We start from the raw sequence: 18,131 nt of genomic DNA on the forward strand, positions 1-18,131 counted from the left end.
ATGTAAAAAGGCTGTAGCCAAGAATGGCACAGCCTCTTGTATGCTTCCATCAATCGCTAACTAGATGCCATTAATAAATTAATCCTAAAAGCTCTTCTTTCGAAATTTTACCTAAGTAATGAGATACTTCGATATCTTCTAGTGCATCATCCATTGCTTGACGATCATATCGTACCCCTTTTAGCTTGTCCTCTAATTCACTAACATCTCCAACACCGAAAAAGTCACCATAAATTTTGCAATCCTCAATCATTCCTTTATGCACATCCAAGCGTACGTCAACTAAACCAGCTGGGAATTTGTGTGAATGCTGGATGTTAAATTTCGGTGATTTTCCATAATTCCATTCCCATTGCTGATAGCGTTCTTTCGATAATTGATGAATATTTTCCCAGTCTTCTTCTGTTAATTCATAACGTGGTACCTCTTCTAGCTTATCAACATGAAAGACATGACAAAGTATATGCTCCTTTAATGCATCCATTGATAGCTTACTTTCCATAAATTCTGAAATATTTGCTACACGACTTCTGATGGATTTTATTCCTTTAGAGATTATCTTCTCTGTTTTTACATTGAGTGATCTTACCACATGTTCAATTTCAGAATCATACATTAATGTTCCATGACTAAACATTCGACCACGTGTTGTAAATTGGGCATTTCCTGAGATCTTGCGCCCCTCTGCAACTAAGTCATTACGTCCACTTAATTCGGCAGGAACCCCCAGTGCCTTCAATGCATCCACAACGGGTTCTGTGAATTTTGCAAAGTTATGAAAACTGTTACCATCATCTTTTGTAATAAAGCTAAAATTCAGATTTCCTTGATCATGGTAGACTGCACCGCCACCAGAAAGACGACGGACAACGTGAATACCTTTTTCCTCTACATAGTCTGTATTGATCTCTTCAATTGTATTCTGATTTTTACCAATAATGATCGAAGGTTCATTTATGTAGAACAGCAAATAGGTATCCTTCTCTCCGAACTGTTTTAATATATATTCTTCAATAGCTAAATTAATGTGTGGATCTGTAATTCCTTTATTATCAATAAATTTCATTTGATAGTGACACCCCTTTTTATCTAAGCTTTTCTACCTAAGTATAAAAGAAGAAAGAGGATAAAACAATTTTTTGAAATTGTACTAATACAAAGTATTGATTTTTTGATTTTGTTATAATACAATAAATGTACGACACGATTTTTGGAGGGATTTCTCTATGATAAACATCTTAGAATTCTTTCGTAATATCCCTAGAAAAAAGTGTGTAAAGTGCGGAAATGATATTGTAGAACAAGCAGATTGTTATCATAACATTTGTGACAGCTGCAATCATCCCGCCATTTAACCTATACGTCTTTTACCCTATATCTTTCGTTCCTTTCATCCTTCTTATCCTGCTGAATAAGGATGACGAACATTCCCATCCAATTAATCAAGATATATGTGAAAGACAGACACCTGCAGCTTCTAAAGCTGCTCTTTTTTTATATATGGTATAAACACAAAAAAAAGTAGAGTGCTTTTCTAAGCAACTCTACTCGGCTAAAAACTCTAACATTTTCTTGACGGTCTCTTCCCCTTGATCAATACAGTCCGGAATCCCAATCCCTTTATAGGGACTACCAGCTACATATACGCCAGGGAGGTGTTCCATCAAATCTCCTTCTAATTTTTCTACCATCTGCTTATGCCCAACACGGTATTGGGGCATTGCATTTTCCCAACGTGTCACAACAGAAAAAAGAGGTTTACCATCAATCCTCATAATCTTATTCAAATCGGCAAGAACTAGCTCCTCTAATCCATCATCTGATAGATGAATCACTTCTTCATCACCAGGTCTTCCTACATAACAACGAAGCAATGCCTTTCCTTCTGGTACAGTGGTTTCCGGCCATTTTTTATGTGTCCATGTACAAGCTGTTATACGATTACTACTATTGCGTGATACGACGAAACCAGTACCATCAATATCTTCTTTAATAGCAGACTGATCAAAGGCTAACACAACATTTGCTACAGATGTTGCCTTCATTTCCCCTAGCTTTTGGATAAAATCATAAGAACCTAACATTTGTTTCATGGACGCAAAAGGTGTTGCCACCATCACCGCATCAGCATTCACTATTGAGCCATCTGATAAGGAAAGTTGGTAGTTACTATTTATTTTTTCCAATGATTTAACCTTTGTATTTTTATAGATCATTTCATCCCCAAGAGCTTGCTCTAATGCTTCCACGAGTGTTTGTAAACCACCTTCAAGACTGTAGAACATGCTTCTCTTTTTGCCCGTATTCTTCGTCTTTGGCATCGACTTTTGCAAGCCCCTTACAATACTGCCATACTTTTGCTCCAGTTCGTAAAAATTTGGGAAAGTAGCCATTAAGCTTAAATCATCGATATCTCCGGCATAAATACCAGATAGTAATGGTTCTATTAAATTTTCAACCAATTCATCACCAAATCGCTTGCGAAAGAATTTTCCTAGTGATTGATCGTCTTGAGGCATTCCTTTAGGTCTAATAAAATCCATCCCTGCTCGAAGCTTGCCCGCTATACTAAATAAATCGGATAATAAAAATGGTTTGACTTGAGTAGGAATACCCATAAATGATCCTTGAGGCATACTATGGAGTTCATTTCCAATTAGTATATAAGATTTCCCTGTCCCATTTGTTACTAGCTTATCCCCTAAGCCAACCTCACGGACAAGACGCTCAGCCGACTGCTTTCGAATGAGAAAGGAATCAGGCCCACGTTCCATTGTAAAGCCATCCCGACGCTCTGTTTTAATTTTTCCACCAAGACGATTGCTCGCTTCTATTACATTCACTTCATATGGTAGATTTTCTTCTTTTATCTGCTTTTTTAAGTAAAAAGCGGCGGTAAGTCCCGCAATACCACCGCCAATGATTACAATCTTTTTCATGATCGATCATTACTTTTATATTTATTTAACACAACGGTTGCTAAAGTATCGATAAATTTAGGATGAGCGTTCGGCATGGATGGACGATAGTAGTTCGCACCAAGCTCCTCACATACAACCTTACATTCATAATCATTGTCATAGAGAACTTCTAAGTGGTCTGCAACAAACCCAACCGGGGCATAAATAAAGCTGCGGTATCCTTTTTCATTATATAACTCACGGGTTAAATCCTGTACATCTGGACCTAACCAAGGATCAGGCGTATTTCCTTCACTTTGCCAGCCAATTTCCAAATTTTTAATTCCTGTTTTTGCTTTAATAAGCTCTGCCGTTTTTTGTAATTGCTCTGGATATGGGTCACCATATTGCAAAATTTTCTCAGGAAGGCTATGGGCAGAGACAATAAGCACCGCGTTCTCTTTTTCTGTTTCTTCCATTTTTTCATATTCTGCTAAGATGGCTTTCTTCCAATAATCGATAAATCCTTCTGCATCATACCAGCTTTCCACAGAGTTTATCGTGATACCAAATTTAGCTGCCTCGTCTTGAGCACGACCATTGTAAGACTTCACACTAAAAGTAGAATAATGTGGGGCAAGTACTATAGAAATAGCTTCTGTTATCCCATCATCAGCCATTTTTTTCACTGCGTCTTCTACAAATGGCTCAATATGCTTTAAGCCTAAGTAGTGAACGAATTCCACATCATCCTGTACTTCATTTAAATGGTCTTCTAATGCCTTTGCCTGATCTTTCGTGATTTTAGCAAGTGGAGAAATACCACCGATTGCTTTGTATCTCTCTTTTAAGTCTTCTAACATCTCTGGGGATGGTTTACGTCCATGGCGAATATCTGTGTAATAGCGTTCAATGTCTGCTTCCTCATAAGGAGTACCATATGCCATTACGAGTAGTCCGATTTTTTTCTTTGTCATCATGAAACATCCTTTCTATGCTTGCTTGGAATAAGTATGAATAAATTCAGTTAATTTTTTTAAACGATCTGGATTTATTTCTGGTGTCACTCCATGTCCAAGGTTAAATACATGACTCGGATATTGTTTTCCTTCATCAATGATTTCTTTCACTTTCTTTTCAACCGTTGCCCAATCTGAGAGCAGGAAGGCTGGGTCTAAGTTCCCTTGTAATGCCTTTGTTACATCTAAGTTTCTCGCCTCACGAATAGATAAGCGCCAGTCTAATCCAATCACATCAACAGGGAGATCATTCCATTCCTTCACTAAATGACTTGCACCTACTCCAAATAAAATAAGAGGTACATTATTTTTTCTCAATTCTGTAAAAATATGCTGCATAATTGGTTTGATGTAGGTTCGATAATCAGCAACATTTAACGCACCAACCCATGAATCAAAAATTTGAATAGCTTGGGCACCAGCTTGTATCTGGGCATTGACATACGTTATTGTCATATCAGCTAATTTGTCCATCAGAGCAAACCATGCCTTCGGGTCACTATACATCAATGCTTTTGTTCGATGATAATTTTTCGATGGACCTCCTTCAATCATATAGCTTGCTATGGTAAAAGGAGCACCACTAAAACCGATCAAAGGTACTTGAAGCTGTTCCTTTGTTAATATTCGAATCGTTTCTAATACATATGGAACATCACTTTCGGGATCGATTGTTCCTAATTTCTCCACATCTTTTAATGACTTTATAGGATTCTCAATTACTGGACCAATGCCAGATTGGATCTCTACATCTACACCAATTGCCGGTAATGGTGACATGATATCCTTGTACAAAACAGCTGCATCGACATTATACATGTCTACAGGAAGCTTCGTAACATAGGCACATAGTTCCGGCTGGTGAGTAATTTCAAATAAAGAATATTTCTTTTTTAATTCTCTATATTCTTTTTGGGACCTTCCAGCCTGACGCATATACCAGACAGGCGTATAGTCTGTTTCCTCACCACGAAACGCTTTTAAAATCGTATCATTAAATGTTGTCATATCTATTCCATCCTTTTTCCTCATTCTATTTAACTATAAAATGTTTAATCGTACATGTATAGCATTTTTCACAATTGTTCACTAAATTGTAATTATTATAACTAAAAAACAATTATAAAGCTAAAATTAATTCTTATTCTCTAAAGGTTGTGATATTCGATGGTTGTCCCGATTGCTCTGTTAACGGATTATATGGAACAACATAATACTGCTTTGATTGAAAAACATCACCTAATCCAACAGTATAATTCCCTTTCCCTTTCACTTCTCCAACTAATTTATCCTTTTCTTCCCTCTGTTCATAAATTTGATAAACAATTCGTTCATCATCAGCTACTGTCCAGTTTAATTCTCCTTGAATTACGGTGAAACCGCCAAATTCTATCGATGTCGATAAATCCGTAATGACAGGTAATTCTCCGATTGGCTTAGGCAACTCCTTCACTTGATTAGGTTTTTCAAAGTTTTGCTTTAACGAATGATGTTTATCTATCTCTTGTAAAATCGATTTTGTCAATCGAGTCGGTGCTTCACTACCAGTGGTGAGATAATTTTCTGCTGGAGCTTCGGAAAACCCTATCCATGCTGACATCACATAGTCAGGAGTGAATCCCGCAAACCAGGCATCTTTTATATTCCCCGGTGAGTGTGGATGCTCTGTCGATCCTGTTTTTCCTGCTAATGCTTTGGAAAAATCTCCATTTTGTGCTGTACCCGTTTGGACAACCCCCTCTAACATCCGTACCATATTCCATGCGACCTGTTGGTTAAAAATCTCCGTTGTTTTTTGTTCTTGTGGAGTGATAATCTCTCCTGAGGAATCGGTTATGGATTGGATACTTCTCGATTCCGTCCATTGTCCTCGATGAATAAAGGTACGATATGCTTCTGTTATTTCTATAGGTGTTAATCCTTTTTCTAGCCCACCTAATGCGATAGCAAGTCCTTTATCTTTTATAGTAAGATTCATTTTTTCTAAAACAGCTTTACTATAATCAATTCCGATTTGATCTAATAACCAGACTGCTGGAGCATTTTTCGATTGGTTGATCGCCTCATACATCGTGACTTGCCCATCATATTGACCGTCTGCATTTTTAACATGATAGCCATCATAATCGATATCTTTGTCAAGGAGTAAATCGTATGGTTTATATTCCCCTAATTGCATAGCTGGACCATAGACTGCTAAAGGCTTCATAATAGACCCAGGCTGTTTAGCAACATGAAGCTGATTAATTTCCGAGAAGGAAAAATCACGACCAGCAATTAATGCCTTTAAATGTCCTGATTCTTGTTCCATTAATACGAAGGTCCCATCCACCTTTTGATTAGAAGCTTGAAAAAAGCTATCGTCCAGCATTTTTTGATAGGCAATTTTTTGCATTAGTGGATCCATATATACCTCTATCGTATAGCCACCACGCTTCAACGCCTCCCTACTGAGCCCATATACATACTCTACTTCCTTCAATACATGGTCAAAATAGTCATCTAACCATGGTTCCTCCTCCTGCTCATGTGTTTGAACGTTTATCGTTTTTGCTTGGAAGGAGAGCATCTCTTCTGTTGAAATTTCTCCATACTTCTCCATTTGAGAAAGGGCAAGGTCTCTTCTTTCTTTTGCCTTTTCCTTATCAATATAAGGAGAATAAGTGTTAGGGGCTTTTACCATTGCAGCAAGGAGTGCCCCTTCATCGATCGTAAGCTCTGAAATATCTTTTCCAAAAAAGTAATCCGCTGCTGTTCCGACACCATAAATTCCATGCGCAAAATACACTTCATTTAAATAAAGCTCAAGAATTTTTTCCTTACTATAATTACGTTCCAAATAGATGGAAGCCATAACCTCTTTCGTTTTTCGCATCCATGTTTTATCATTAACTAAGAATAAGTTTTTCGCTAGCTGTTGTGTAATCGTACTTCCGCCTTCGACTTTGCTCATGGCGAGAATGTCACGATATAATGCCCGTGCAACTGCTGGAAAGGATATTCCGGAATGTTCATAAAAATCCTTGTCCTCTAATGATAAAAAGGCAGCTTCCACATGTTCAGGTATTTCATCTATGGAGACATACTCACGATTTTCGCTATAAAGTTTTCCTAGAATTGTCCCATCCTCAGTTACAACCTTAGAGGTTTGGGGTAAATATGTAGCAGCTTCATTAAAAACTAAACTTCCACCAAATAATAAGAATAAATAACCACAGAAAGCGAAGAAAATCATTGCAGTAAAGATAATAACCAACACTTTAAAGCGTTTTATCATTACCCAGCTGTTCTGCATCCATTTATGGAGAAATCCCAACAGTTTGCACCACCTTTCATCAAATTTTGGCATCTACACTTGCATCTTTTGTCACATTTTAACACACAATATTTTTATTTTATCACACAACATACGGGAAAAACGATTTTAAAGAATTGATAATCGAGGAGGAAAGAAAATGAAGGCATTTATGACAAATGGTACTTTTGAATACTTATCGAAGTTAGAAGAACAACACCCCTTTATTCTAATGCATAATGCGGATACAGCCATTGCATATTATGAAGATGATAAAAATTCTTCTATTTTCAAAACAAGCCGAAATTATGAAGTAGTCCTATCACAAAATGATTTGCAAGAAACTGGTTTTATCGCTCTTACACATCTTCCCATTACAGACGAAGGTGCTCCTATTTTTGAATTGGAATTCAAGGAAACAGCTAAGAACATAACAGATCACCCAGGATTTATCGCACTTAGACTCCTACGTCCTTCCAAGGGGAAAACGTATATCTTACTAACAGAGTGGCGAAATAAATATGCTTATCAAAGATGGAAAAATGACAAAGGAATGGCAATAGAACAAAAGCCATATAGTGCAGGCCCTGCCTATACTAATGTATATCAAGTAGGAGAAGAGGAAGCGTAAGTACTTGGAGAAATAGTGACTGAAGGATTGCATGGGTGTTGGGACGTGTATCATCGCTTTGATAACAGAGTTTTTAAAATGTGGGATTGCCCGAAATGTTACTTCACTAAAAAACAATCCAGACTTTTCTAACTAGATAAAAGTCTGGATTTATACCTTTTTTATTCCATTATTCTAATACTTCTGTTTCAAAAAATGATTCGAATCTTTCATTTTCTTGTTCCCCAACAATACGAGCAGATTCTTCTCCATCTTCAAAATGGACAATGGTTGGTGTTGCCTCAATTCCGTATGCATCCCATTGTGCTTCAAACTCTAATAAATTTAATTTAACTAGATCAATCCCATAGCCTTCTGCCATTGGAACGACAACTGGGGTAGTACGTTGGCAGTGTACACATGTAGGACTATAGAAATAAACCGTTACATCTTCACCATTTTCAAGCTTGTCTGCTAGCTCATCTGGTAGAATTTGATTTTGATAGTTTTCATCATCTAATTGTTCGATGGTTGCAGAATGAAGGTCTGATTTATCGAACGGATTTCCTTCTGACGCCTTGTCCTTTTGATATTTCACGACGAAGAATAAGGCTAAAAAAATTACTACTAGCACTATGATAAATATAATCATCTTTTTCAAAATTAAGCTCTCCTTTGTTGAACAATTAATGCAAGGTGTAGGCTAAAAATGACTAAAAAAGCTACAAATGCTTGAAAAGGAATGGTGATAAACCCTAGAAAATCTACATAGATAGCATTACAAGGAACCACTCCACATGCATCCCCAGCAGATTGTAAGCTTGGTACATTTTGAATTAAATAATGATAGCCAGAAACGAGAATACCGATTCCACTCATTATGATTCCAGGAAATGCATATCTGATATCTTTTTTATAAAGAGCATACCCATAAATAAGAACTAGTGGATACATTAAAATTCGTTGATACCAGCATAGTTCACAGGGTATATAATCCATAACTTCTGAGTAAAATAGGCTGCCTAGCATAGCAACTAAACTTTGCGCCCAAATGATAAACAATAGCGTATCTTTCTTACTATCCATTATCCACCTCTCTCCTCTCCCATCTTATTATACAGATAACCATTCTATTTACAAAATAGATTGAGCGATTTTACAAAAAATTTAAACAGAGGCTAGCCGTGAAGGTAGCCCCTGAAATTTTTAACCGATAAATTGATAATATAATTTTTTAGCTTCTGTCAAATCTTTTGTGCCATGAATCAATGTTCTACCATCTTGAAAAACGACCATACGATGGTTCTCTATTTCAAATGAAAGAAGGTATGGATTCTGAAAAACCTTTAATGATTGTTTTTTTTGTAAATGTCTAGCGATTTCTTCTAAATGTACTTGTTTATGTGGGGAACGAATTTGAACCGTATTTCTTCCACATAAAACGGCGGTTTTTAATTGTTGCTCATAAGAAAGATTTGGAAACTGTTTATTTTCGGAGCACGATGGGCAATCTTTCTTTCTTAAAGATTCGACTGCTAACTCCATTCGCTGATTTTGCCATAGATCAAACGCTATTAGTTTTCCTGATAATTGTTGCTTGTTACCAGTTAAAATCTTGAATGCCTCGATCATTTGATGAGATACGACCATTTGTACTACAGGGCTAACAATACCAACAGTATCGCAGGTTGCGCCATCCTGTGGAATATGTTCCATTAGGCATTGTAAGCATGGGGTTTCATTAGGTAAAACGGTAAATGTGATGCCATAGCTAGCAACACAGCCACCATAAATCCATGGCTTTCGATATTTTTGACAAAGGTCATTTATAAGCAAACGGGTTTCAAAATTATCGGTCGCATCAATGACTAAGTGAACCTTTGGTATGATCTGTTCCAGCTTACTGACATCTGCATCCATCACCATTGCGTCAATTTTGACCAAATGATTAATCGACTCTAAGCGTTCCTTAGCAGCAATTGCCTTTGGAGTTTGATTGATTACATCCTTTTCAGTGAACAGCTGCTGTCTCTGCAAATTACTCTCTTCCACATAGTCACGATCTACCAAGGTTAATTTTCCAACTCCAGCACGTGTCAATGTCTCTGCACTAATAGATCCTAAGGCACCTACCCCAATGATAAGTACATGGCTTTTAGAAAGTCGCAATTGCCCCTCTTCCCCGATTGGCTCAAACAATATTTGTCTACTATAACGACTAGCTTCCAACACTTATCCCATCCTTAGGACTACTGGCTACAGCATAATTCTTCTTTTCTATCCTACCTGCTGTATAGCCGAGTCTTCCTGCGTCAATCGCTAGCCGCATAGCCTCTGCCATTTGTACTGGATTATCCGCCCCAGAAACTGCCGTATTTAACAAAACACCATCTGCTCCTAATTCCATTGCTAACGCTGCATCACTAGGTGAGCCAATACCTGCGTCCACGATAACTGGGACCTTTGCTTGTTCGATTATAAATTGCAAGTTTAATGGATTTACAATGCCTTGGCCACTTCCAATTGGAGAAGCTCCTGGCATAATAGCGTGAGCACCTAATTCCTCTAATTTACGTGCTAGTACAACATCATCCGAGGTATATGGCAATACAGTGAAGCCTTCTGTCAATAGAGCTTCTGTTGCTTTTAATGTTTCTACTGGATCTGGGAGCAATGTTTTGGAGCATCCAATAACCTCTACTTTCACCATATCACATAACCCTGAAGCATCAGCTAATTTAGCGATTCGAACTGCCTCTTCTGCATTACTTGCTCCTGCTGTATTTGGCAAGAAAGTAAATTTTTCAAGGTCGATTTTTTCAAGAAAATTGGGTTGGTTTGGATCAAAAATATTCATTCTCCGAACAGAGAAGGTTAATACTTCTGTTTGGGACACCTCCACCGCTTTTTTCTGCACATCAAAATCCGAGAATTTACCTGTTCCTAAAAATAATCGTGAGTTAAATTGATACTTTCCTATTGTAAGCATTGCTCATCCTCCTCCTACAAAATGAACGATTTCGATTCTGTCACCATCGTTTATGATAGTCTTCTCATGGTCCTCTTTTTTCAATATTTGCTGGTTATGTTCTACAATCAAAGATTTGTTCCTTAGCTCTAAATGTTCGATCAATTGCTGTATGCTATTCACACTGCTATTAACTGTTAAATCATTTCCATTGACCAAAAGCTTCAATCATTTCACCTACCTTCATGTAAATGCTTTTTGAAATCGATGAAGAGAAAAATTCTCCTTATATGCTGCCTTTACTTCTTTTCCTTCTATTAAATCGGCCATAAACTCACCCGTAATAGGTGAAAGCAAAATACCATTTCTAAAGTGAGCATTTGCCATATATAAACCTGCTATATCGGGTACTTCTCCTAGAAAAGGGAAGCCATCTGCTGATTGTGGTCGTAATCCCGACCAAAAGCCTTCCATTTTTGCCTTCTTCAAACATGGCAAAATCTTTTGAGCACGAGTTAATAATTGATAAATCCCTTCAACACGCACTTCTTTATCCCAATCGTTAGGCATAGAAGTCGCACCAATGATGATTCTTTGCTTACTCTTAGGAACGAGATAACAGCCATTGGTAACTATTGTTGATTCTACCTTCAGCTCTTCTGTGATTATCGATAAGCACTCCCCTTTTACAGGTGAAATAATATACGGATCTGTTAAAAAAGGAAGCAAATGATTTCCACCTACTCCTGTTGCCAATATTATTTGATCTGCATAATAACAACATTGATTTGCTCTTACTCCTTGAACTTGCCCATCTTTGATCAGAAGTTTAGTTACAGCCGTATATTCCTTTATTGTTGCTCCATTGTTTCTTGCAGCAAGAGCAAATGCTTTTGTTAGATCTGGTGCTGACACCTGACCGTCATTCGGTAAGTATAATGCTGTTAGAAAATGAGAGGTAATATTTTTTAGTTCCTTAACTACCTCATCACGCCCTAAAATATATGCCTCTTCGCCTGCATCAACTTGGAAACGAGCGATTTCCTCTAATTGCTGCCATTCCTTTTCATGGAAGGCAAGCTTATACATCCCATTGTTCATATAATGGATATCCACGTCACTTTGATCCTTTAGCTCTGTTGCTAACCCTGGAAAAAGGGAGCGACTATCTCTTGCAAATCGAAACAAAGGAGAATCCTCTGAAAATTCCGCTTGTGCTCCGAGCATTCCAGCAGCAGCACTTGATGCCTCACATCCTATTTTGTTTTGTTCCAATACTAAAACGTTATACCCCCTTTTCGTTAATTGATACGCAATTGAGCAACCTATGACACCAGCACCGACAATGATTTGATCATAATTATTCATACCTATCCCTCCTTGCTTCCTTCAACACTTTCCGGTATGCCTTTACAGCTTGAAGAGGTTGAGCTGCCTCCCATATTCCAGACATTATCGCAATGCCACTCGCATTACATTTCAGTATATCCCGTGCTAGAGCTGGAGTTATTCCACCGATTGCATAAACTGGAATTGCAACACTGTCTATTAACCTATTAAGTGCAATTAATCCTCTTGGAACCTGGTTAGGTTTAGAATTACTAGCAAAAATATGTCCATACAACAAAAAATCTGCACCTTCTTCTTCTGCTCGCTTTGCCTCTTTTACGGAATGAACAGATTTCCCACATAACATGGATGGAAAATGTTTTTTTACTGCAGATACACAAGCACTATGGTAAGCAAGCTGCACCCCAGCGCACTTCATCATGTATGCTACATCGATCCGATCATTTATGATGATTTTGGATAGAGGGAACCCAATCCCTATTAATGAATTAATAGAATCCATTAATTGTTTTGCAGTTTTTTCTTTTTCTCTAATATGGAGAAAGTCAATATCATGTTGGATTTCTTTAAGGATAGGGAGATGTTGGTTAGAAAAATTCCCATTAGATATTAAGTGCAGATGTTTCTCGATCAAAATCTTTCACTCCTTTGTCACACGCAATGGGAAATGGAAGAAAAACTTAAATTGAAACGTAAATAGCCACTTATCTAATAAAGACAAGTGGCTTGATTATGCTAAAAATCATGCAAAGCTATTCTACCACTTCCCTACGCTAGTGTTAACCAGATCAGGTTCAAAGGGTCCGAAATAATCCGTCTCAGCCTTAAAGGCTCCCCTAGTGTTCGTTATGAAGTTAGTTGCTTACAGGAAAAGAATAGCATAGATTCACGGATTTGCCAATAAGGTAGTTTTTATATGTTTAATTTTAAATTTTAAGGGTAGACATATAATGGAAGATTAAAACGTGAAAGGATGTTAGCTAACATGGCACAAGATGAAAAAAAATTACAAGAATTAATTGATGGATTAAATGTAGACTTAGCGAATGAATATGCTTCTACTATTATGTATACCTATCATGCATCTGTAGTATCTGGATTGTATCGCTCCTTATTAAAGCCTTTCTTTGAAGATGAGATTGATGATGAGATTGGACATGCCCTATATTTGTCAGACAAGATCAAAACATTAGGCGGGACTCCAACTACGACACCAGCTAAAGTAGAACAATTAACAGATGTAAGAGCAATGCTTGAAGCAACATTAAAAGCAGAAACCGAGACAATTGAACGCTATGAAAAAAGGAAACAACAAGCAGAAGAATTAGGTTTTACAGAGCTTGTCGTTAAATTAGACGATATGATCGCAGATGAAACAGGACATAAAGAAGAAACGCAAAGACTTCTAGCTGATAAAAGCTTCTTTTAGGAAAAACCTGACTTCTTGCGATGCCTTTATGCTTTTCTAAAATGTAAATACCCCCCTTTTTATATAGATTAATGTTAGCCTGGGCTCACAAGCTCGGGTTATTTTTTTTAGCTTGAGTCACCATGCACATCTAGAATACTGTGATATAATGAGAAAAAATGTAAGAGGATGATGCATATATGCTAAACAATCTTTTTATAGAAATAGACCAACATTATGATGAGATGGTAAATATGCGAAGATATTTGCATCAATACCCTGAGCTTTCCTTTTATGAATACAAAACCGCTGCCTTTATTGCAGAGCACTATCAGAGACTAGAAATACCATACCAAGCCAATGTCGGTGGAAACGGTGTTGTCGCTACACTAACTGGAGGCAAACCTGGTAAGACCATCGCATTGCGAGCAGATTTTGATGGACTTCCCATCCAAGATGAAAAAAAGGTGGAATATCGTTCCAAAAGTCAAGGTGTGATGCACGCCTGTGGCCACGATGGTCATACTACGACACTGTTAACCATTGCAAAAATATTTAAACAATATAAAGAAGTTATTCCTGGCAAAATTGTTTTTATCCATCAGCATGCTGAGGAAGTCGCACCTGGAGGCGCAAAACCAATGATTGATACAGGAATATTAGATGAGGTGGAGCTTGTATTTGGAACACACTTATGGACAAATACGCCATATGGAGTTGTGCAGACAGCACCTGGAAATTTTATGGCTGCTGCCGATAAGTTTACGATTAAAATTAATGGAACCGGTGGTCATGGAGGTATTCCACATCAAACAAAGGATCCTATCGTGATAGGTTCCCAATTAATCGCAAATCTTCAGCAAATTATTAGTAGAAAGCTTGATCCATTAGCCACAGCCGTTCTATCCATCGGTACCTTTCATGCAGGGAATGCTTATAATGTAATACCAGATTCCGCAATCATTGAAGGTACTGTAAGAACGTTTGATTTAAAACTACAGCGGTTCATCATCTCTGAAATGGAAAGGATCATCAAAGGTACTTGTCATAGCTATGATGTTTCCTATCATTTTGATTACCAAAAAGGATATCCACCTGTCGTGAATCATAAGGAACAGGCAGCATGGATTATTGAAGCTGCCCAACAGGTTTCAGAGGTTAAAAAAGCTGAAATGGTTGAACCAAGCATGACAGGAGAGGATTTTGCTTATTATTTAGAACGTAAACCTGGGGCATTTTTCTTTACGGGCGCACAAATAGAGGATGGATTTATACCACATCACCATCCTAGGTTTGACTTTGATGAACGAGCAATGAAAATCGCAGCAAAAACTTTGATTTCAGCAGTATATCGTGCCAACCAGTAGATAACTATTACATAGTTAACCACCATTAAAAATGGCTATCCCCTAATAAAAAATGGGATAGCCTCTCCTATTATTTGTTTACCTGTTTCGTTTTTACCCCTTCAACTTCTTATGAACATAAGCAGGGATAACAAATTGAATAAATAAAATGCTAAAAATAAACATGAACAGACCAAGCTCTAGATTTCCGACAAAGAATAAAAATACAGCAAATATAACGAGCTGGATAATCATTAATTGCTTTAACCACTTAATAAAGGACGCTTCCCTAACTTTTTCAGTAATTGGATATAGATCCAACCATACTAATGTAGAATGATGTTTCCATAATGGCATTAATTGTATGAATGTCATATAACCAAAGAGAATCGCAAAGATGAGCTTGAGCCATGGATTTGGTACATAGTAAACGAGTAGGCAGCCAATAACTAGTAACCGGATATATATTCCAAAGTATTCTCCACTTCTTGCCGTAGTTAAACGGAACAAGAAGGTATAGCTATTATGTTGTTTATGAGGAATAGAGCTTGTTAGTAGGCGCGCCAATCCATGTCGCTTCTTCACTGTCGTTTCTAAGTGTGGTACGTCTGTGAACATGTTAGCCAGACGATAGAAGGAGCGCATTCTTAAATAATCCCGTTCTATTAACAAATCCCATTGGATACCAGGCTGCTTTTTTGCTAATAAATAATTGTATAGGAACAAACCAACAAGTATAGCCGTCACCATAAATAAATACATCGTTTCCCTTTCCAAAAAGAAATAAACGATAGCAATAATAAGTAATAAACGCACAAGCTGATCGATAACTCGTGAGGATCGCTCCCTTATCTTTAACATCCACCAATTGGCCAGTATACTCCATGCTTTGATAAGTAAAAGTAAAAAGAGTAGAAGGAAGTAAAGTGATCCATCGGAAAAGGATGCAAAATACAATGGTGCCATTACAGCATAAACAAACAAGACAAGGTAGATTTGAGTAAGATAACTATAGATTAGCGTACGAGTAAAATAACTAGCAAGCTTCTGTTCAGCAGGTATTAAAAAAACCACATCTGCCTTTTTTAATAGTGTTTGAATCGGACTATACATAGTAAAAAAGCCTAACAAAACGGCAATTACAATGGCTACTGGAAAGTTTTCTGGGAGCTCTTCTAACCATTTTTGGTAATAAACAGCCATAGCAGAGAAAATAAAAAACATCGCGATTGCTAGGTGACCTGTTAGAATATAACGCAAATAGCGATTCAATTCTTTTACATGTGCCTTGAGACGTTCGAAAAAAAACTCCTTCGCGTTAAGCATGAGCATCTGCTTCCTTTGTTAATTGAATATATAAATCATCAAGTGTCGCTTCAGGGCGACCGAAGGCATGTCTTAATTCTTCTAACGTTCCCTGTGCTCTGATCTTCCCATCATGAAGAATGACAAAACGATCACAATACCGTTCTGCAGTTGCTAAAATATGCGTTGACATTAGTACGCCTGCCCCTTGCTCCTTCATTCGATTCATCCATTGCAAATAAGACTGGATTCCAAGTGGGTCTAAGCCAACAAACGGCTCGTCCACTATGTATAAATCGGGCTCCACAAGAAAAGCACACATGATCATCACCTTTTGACGCATCCCTTTAGAAAAATGGATTGGAAACCATTTTAACTTTCCATCTAGTCGAAATTCCTTTAATAAAGGCTCTACCCGTTTCTTGAAGATTTCTTCTGGAATATCATAAGCCATAGCTGTTAAGCGTAAATGCTCTTCCAATGTTAGCTCATCATATAAAACAGGCATTTCTGGTATATATGAAAACTGTTGTCGATAGGCTTCTTTTTGCTGATTAAAGGTTTTTCCATTGATCGCAACAGAACCTTTTTTCGCCTGCATTAATCCAATGACATGTTTAATAGTTGTACTTTTCCCAGCGCCATTTAAACCGATCAAACCGACGATTTCGTTAGGAAATACATCAAAGGAAATCCCGTGCAATACATTCCGATGAGTATATCCACCTTCTAATTGTTCAATATGTAATAGTGGCTCCATTTCCAACCATCCTTTCTATTACCTTACATGCTAAAATATTATCATTTTACTGGTGTTATGCCAAAGAATTTCCCTAGATGAAAGAAATGTGATGGTCATTGTTGCGCAACCTAATATTTATTTATACAATAGAATTAATGATTACATACTAAATGAATATGCTAAATATAAAATTAAAAGGAGCGATATCGTTGGCTACACACAGTGATTGCATTTTCTGTAAAATTGTCAAAGGAGACATACCGTCTGCTAAGGTTTATGAGGATGAATTGGTTTACGCCTTTTTAGACATCAGTCAGGTAACAAAAGGACATACATTAGTTATACCGAAAACACATGCGAAGGATATTTATGAAACAGAGGAAGATATCGCAGCAAATGTGTTTAGCCGTGTTCCAAAGATCGCTAATGCTATTAAAGAATCGTTTTCACCAATTGGATTAAACATATTGAATAATAACGAGGCACCTGCAGGGCAATCTGTTTTTCATTTACATATCCACTTAATTCCCCGCTATAATAAAGAAGACGGATTTGGTATGAAATGGGTAACACATGATGATCGGTATACACGAGAAGACCTTTCATCGATTGCCGAACAGATAAATCAAAAGATTTCATCCTAGAAGATTTGAAAAATATAGTTTGATCCGATAATAAATAGAGAATAATAAGAATAGAAAGGACGTGGTTGATCATGATTAATACGAAATCACTTATGCTTGGAATCGTTGTAGGTGGTGTAGTTAGTGCTACAGCTACATTACTAAGCACTCCGAAGTCTGGTAAAGACCTTCGTAATAATATGAAGCATTATAGCAATGAAGCCATTGATTCATTCAATCGCTTTCGTGAAGATGGGATGGATATTAAAGAACAAATCACCAAAACCTCTAAAGAAGGGGTATCACTAATTAAAGATCTCTCTCTTGATGTTAAAGAATCGATTGAATCATGGAAGAAAACCGTCGAGCCCCATCAGAAAAATATCCAGAAGTATTTAAATCAAATAGAAAAAAGCTTAAAAGAACTAGAGGACAAAACCAAAAATCGTACGGAAAGCTACTAATTATCAAAAATGGCTCCTGTCAATATGAACTGCCCCCTGTCAAGTAGACAGGTAAATAAACAAAATATTTTGTGCCATGTATGGTTTCCATGCATGGCTTT

At 37.3% G+C, this 18,131-nt stretch carries 20 protein-coding genes and 1 riboswitch; of the genes, 6 read left to right on the top strand and 14 right to left on the bottom strand.

Going from position 1 to position 18,131, the window contains the following annotated elements:
* Positions 1 to 70: 70 nt before the first annotated feature.
* The gene (gene lplA, locus DLJ74_RS15065; RefSeq protein WP_109985082.1) at positions 71 to 1,066 is read right to left on the bottom strand and encodes a lipoate--protein ligase; all 996 of its coding nucleotides are present in this window, start codon (positions 1,064 to 1,066) and stop codon (positions 71 to 73) included.
* A 160-nt stretch (positions 1,067 to 1,226) separates the two neighbouring features.
* Here lplA and yhfH point away from each other — a divergent pair, with 160 nt between their 5' ends.
* A complete protein-coding gene (yhfH, locus tag DLJ74_RS15070; RefSeq protein WP_109985083.1) occupies positions 1,227 to 1,355 on the top strand; it encodes a protein YhfH in 129 nt (42 codons plus the stop codon).
* Positions 1,356 to 1,544: 189 nt separating this feature from the next.
* On the opposite strand, the gene hemY is transcribed toward yhfH, so the two are convergent.
* The 4 genes from hemY to DLJ74_RS15090 all read right to left on the bottom strand — a co-directional run bounded on the left by hemY (position 1,545) and on the right by DLJ74_RS15090 (position 7,235).
* Entirely contained in the window at positions 1,545 to 2,939 is a 1,395-nt protein-coding gene (gene hemY / locus DLJ74_RS15075) for a protoporphyrinogen oxidase (RefSeq protein WP_109985084.1), read from the bottom strand.
* Positions 2,936 to 3,877 (bottom strand): ferrochelatase, encoded by a 942-nt coding sequence (hemH, locus tag DLJ74_RS15080; protein WP_109985085.1) that lies wholly within the window; start codon positions 3,875 to 3,877, stop codon positions 2,936 to 2,938. Before hemH ends, hemY begins: the two co-directional genes overlap by 4 nt.
* Before the next feature lie 15 nt (positions 3,878 to 3,892).
* Positions 3,893 to 4,927, bottom strand: a complete 1,035-nt coding sequence (hemE, locus tag DLJ74_RS15085) for a uroporphyrinogen decarboxylase (protein ID WP_109985086.1) — start codon at positions 4,925 to 4,927, stop codon at positions 3,893 to 3,895.
* A 133-nt stretch (positions 4,928 to 5,060) separates the two neighbouring features.
* Positions 5,061 to 7,235 carry a transglycosylase domain-containing protein gene (locus DLJ74_RS15090; protein ID WP_245902351.1) on the bottom strand — a complete coding sequence of 725 codons (2,175 nt, stop codon included), beginning with the start codon at positions 7,233 to 7,235 and terminating at the stop codon, positions 5,061 to 5,063.
* A 139-nt stretch (positions 7,236 to 7,374) separates the two neighbouring features.
* Between DLJ74_RS15090 and DLJ74_RS15095 the strand changes: the two genes are divergently transcribed.
* Positions 7,375 to 7,845, top strand: coding sequence for an antibiotic biosynthesis monooxygenase family protein (locus DLJ74_RS15095; protein WP_109985087.1), 471 nt, complete (start codon positions 7,375 to 7,377; stop codon positions 7,843 to 7,845).
* A 169-nt stretch (positions 7,846 to 8,014) separates the two neighbouring features.
* Here the strand turns inward: DLJ74_RS15095 and DLJ74_RS15100 are convergent, their stop codons facing one another.
* The 7 genes from DLJ74_RS15100 to DLJ74_RS15130 all read right to left on the bottom strand — a co-directional run bounded on the left by DLJ74_RS15100 (position 8,015) and on the right by DLJ74_RS15130 (position 12,776).
* Positions 8,015 to 8,485, bottom strand: a complete 471-nt coding sequence (locus tag DLJ74_RS15100; protein WP_181397593.1) for a thioredoxin family protein — start codon at positions 8,483 to 8,485, stop codon at positions 8,015 to 8,017.
* Positions 8,486 to 8,487: 2 nt separating this feature from the next.
* Positions 8,488 to 8,910, bottom strand: coding sequence for a disulfide oxidoreductase (locus DLJ74_RS15105; protein ID WP_109985089.1), 423 nt, complete (start codon positions 8,908 to 8,910; stop codon positions 8,488 to 8,490).
* A gap of 120 nt (positions 8,911 to 9,030) precedes the next feature.
* Complete coding sequence (locus tag DLJ74_RS15110; RefSeq protein WP_109985090.1) at positions 9,031 to 10,053, bottom strand: ThiF family adenylyltransferase; 1,023 nt, start codon at positions 10,051 to 10,053, stop codon at positions 9,031 to 9,033.
* Positions 10,043 to 10,813, bottom strand: a complete 771-nt coding sequence (locus DLJ74_RS15115) for a thiazole synthase (protein WP_109985091.1) — start codon at positions 10,811 to 10,813, stop codon at positions 10,043 to 10,045. The genes DLJ74_RS15110 and DLJ74_RS15115 overlap by 11 nt, the downstream gene beginning before the upstream one ends.
* Before the next feature lie 3 nt (positions 10,814 to 10,816).
* Positions 10,817 to 11,020 (bottom strand): sulfur carrier protein ThiS, encoded by a 204-nt coding sequence (thiS, locus tag DLJ74_RS15120; RefSeq protein ID WP_054860523.1) that lies wholly within the window; start codon positions 11,018 to 11,020, stop codon positions 10,817 to 10,819.
* Positions 11,021 to 11,035: 15 nt separating this feature from the next.
* Complete coding sequence (gene thiO, locus DLJ74_RS15125) at positions 11,036 to 12,160, bottom strand: glycine oxidase ThiO (protein ID WP_109985092.1); 1,125 nt, start codon at positions 12,158 to 12,160, stop codon at positions 11,036 to 11,038.
* Positions 12,153 to 12,776, bottom strand: a complete 624-nt coding sequence (locus DLJ74_RS15130; RefSeq protein ID WP_342767752.1) for a thiamine phosphate synthase — start codon at positions 12,774 to 12,776, stop codon at positions 12,153 to 12,155. Before DLJ74_RS15130 ends, thiO begins: the two co-directional genes overlap by 8 nt.
* A 114-nt stretch (positions 12,777 to 12,890) precedes the next feature.
* Positions 12,891 to 12,990, bottom strand: a riboswitch (TPP riboswitch).
* A gap of 137 nt (positions 12,991 to 13,127) precedes the next feature.
* On the opposite strand from DLJ74_RS15130, the gene DLJ74_RS15135 reads away from it, so the two are divergent.
* Positions 13,128 to 13,571, top strand: coding sequence for a ferritin-like domain-containing protein (locus tag DLJ74_RS15135; RefSeq protein ID WP_054788842.1), 444 nt, complete (start codon positions 13,128 to 13,130; stop codon positions 13,569 to 13,571).
* A gap of 179 nt (positions 13,572 to 13,750) precedes the next feature.
* The gene (locus DLJ74_RS15140; RefSeq protein ID WP_109985093.1) at positions 13,751 to 14,917 is read left to right on the top strand and encodes an amidohydrolase; all 1,167 of its coding nucleotides are present in this window, start codon (positions 13,751 to 13,753) and stop codon (positions 14,915 to 14,917) included.
* A gap of 93 nt (positions 14,918 to 15,010) precedes the next feature.
* Here DLJ74_RS15140 and DLJ74_RS15145 read toward each other — a convergent pair whose 3' ends face one another.
* Positions 15,011 to 16,222: an ABC transporter permease gene (locus tag DLJ74_RS15145; RefSeq protein ID WP_109985094.1), complete on the bottom strand. Its 1,212-nt coding sequence runs from the start codon at positions 16,220 to 16,222 to the stop codon at positions 15,011 to 15,013.
* Positions 16,215 to 16,961, bottom strand: a complete 747-nt coding sequence (locus DLJ74_RS15150) for an ABC transporter ATP-binding protein (protein WP_109985095.1) — start codon at positions 16,959 to 16,961, stop codon at positions 16,215 to 16,217. Before DLJ74_RS15150 ends, DLJ74_RS15145 begins: the two co-directional genes overlap by 8 nt.
* A 191-nt stretch (positions 16,962 to 17,152) precedes the next feature.
* Between DLJ74_RS15150 and DLJ74_RS15155 the strand changes: the two genes are divergently transcribed.
* Positions 17,153 to 17,587, top strand: a complete 435-nt coding sequence (locus DLJ74_RS15155; protein ID WP_245902352.1) for an HIT family protein — start codon at positions 17,153 to 17,155, stop codon at positions 17,585 to 17,587.
* A 71-nt stretch (positions 17,588 to 17,658) separates the two neighbouring features.
* Positions 17,659 to 18,030: a YtxH domain-containing protein gene (locus tag DLJ74_RS15160; RefSeq protein WP_109985096.1), complete on the top strand. Its 372-nt coding sequence runs from the start codon at positions 17,659 to 17,661 to the stop codon at positions 18,028 to 18,030.
* The last annotated feature ends 101 nt before the right edge of the window (positions 18,031 to 18,131 follow it).

This window comes from Gracilibacillus dipsosauri, from assembly GCF_003176895.1.
In the GTDB taxonomy this organism is placed as follows: domain Bacteria; phylum Bacillota; class Bacilli; order Bacillales; family Amphibacillaceae; genus Gracilibacillus; species Gracilibacillus dipsosauri.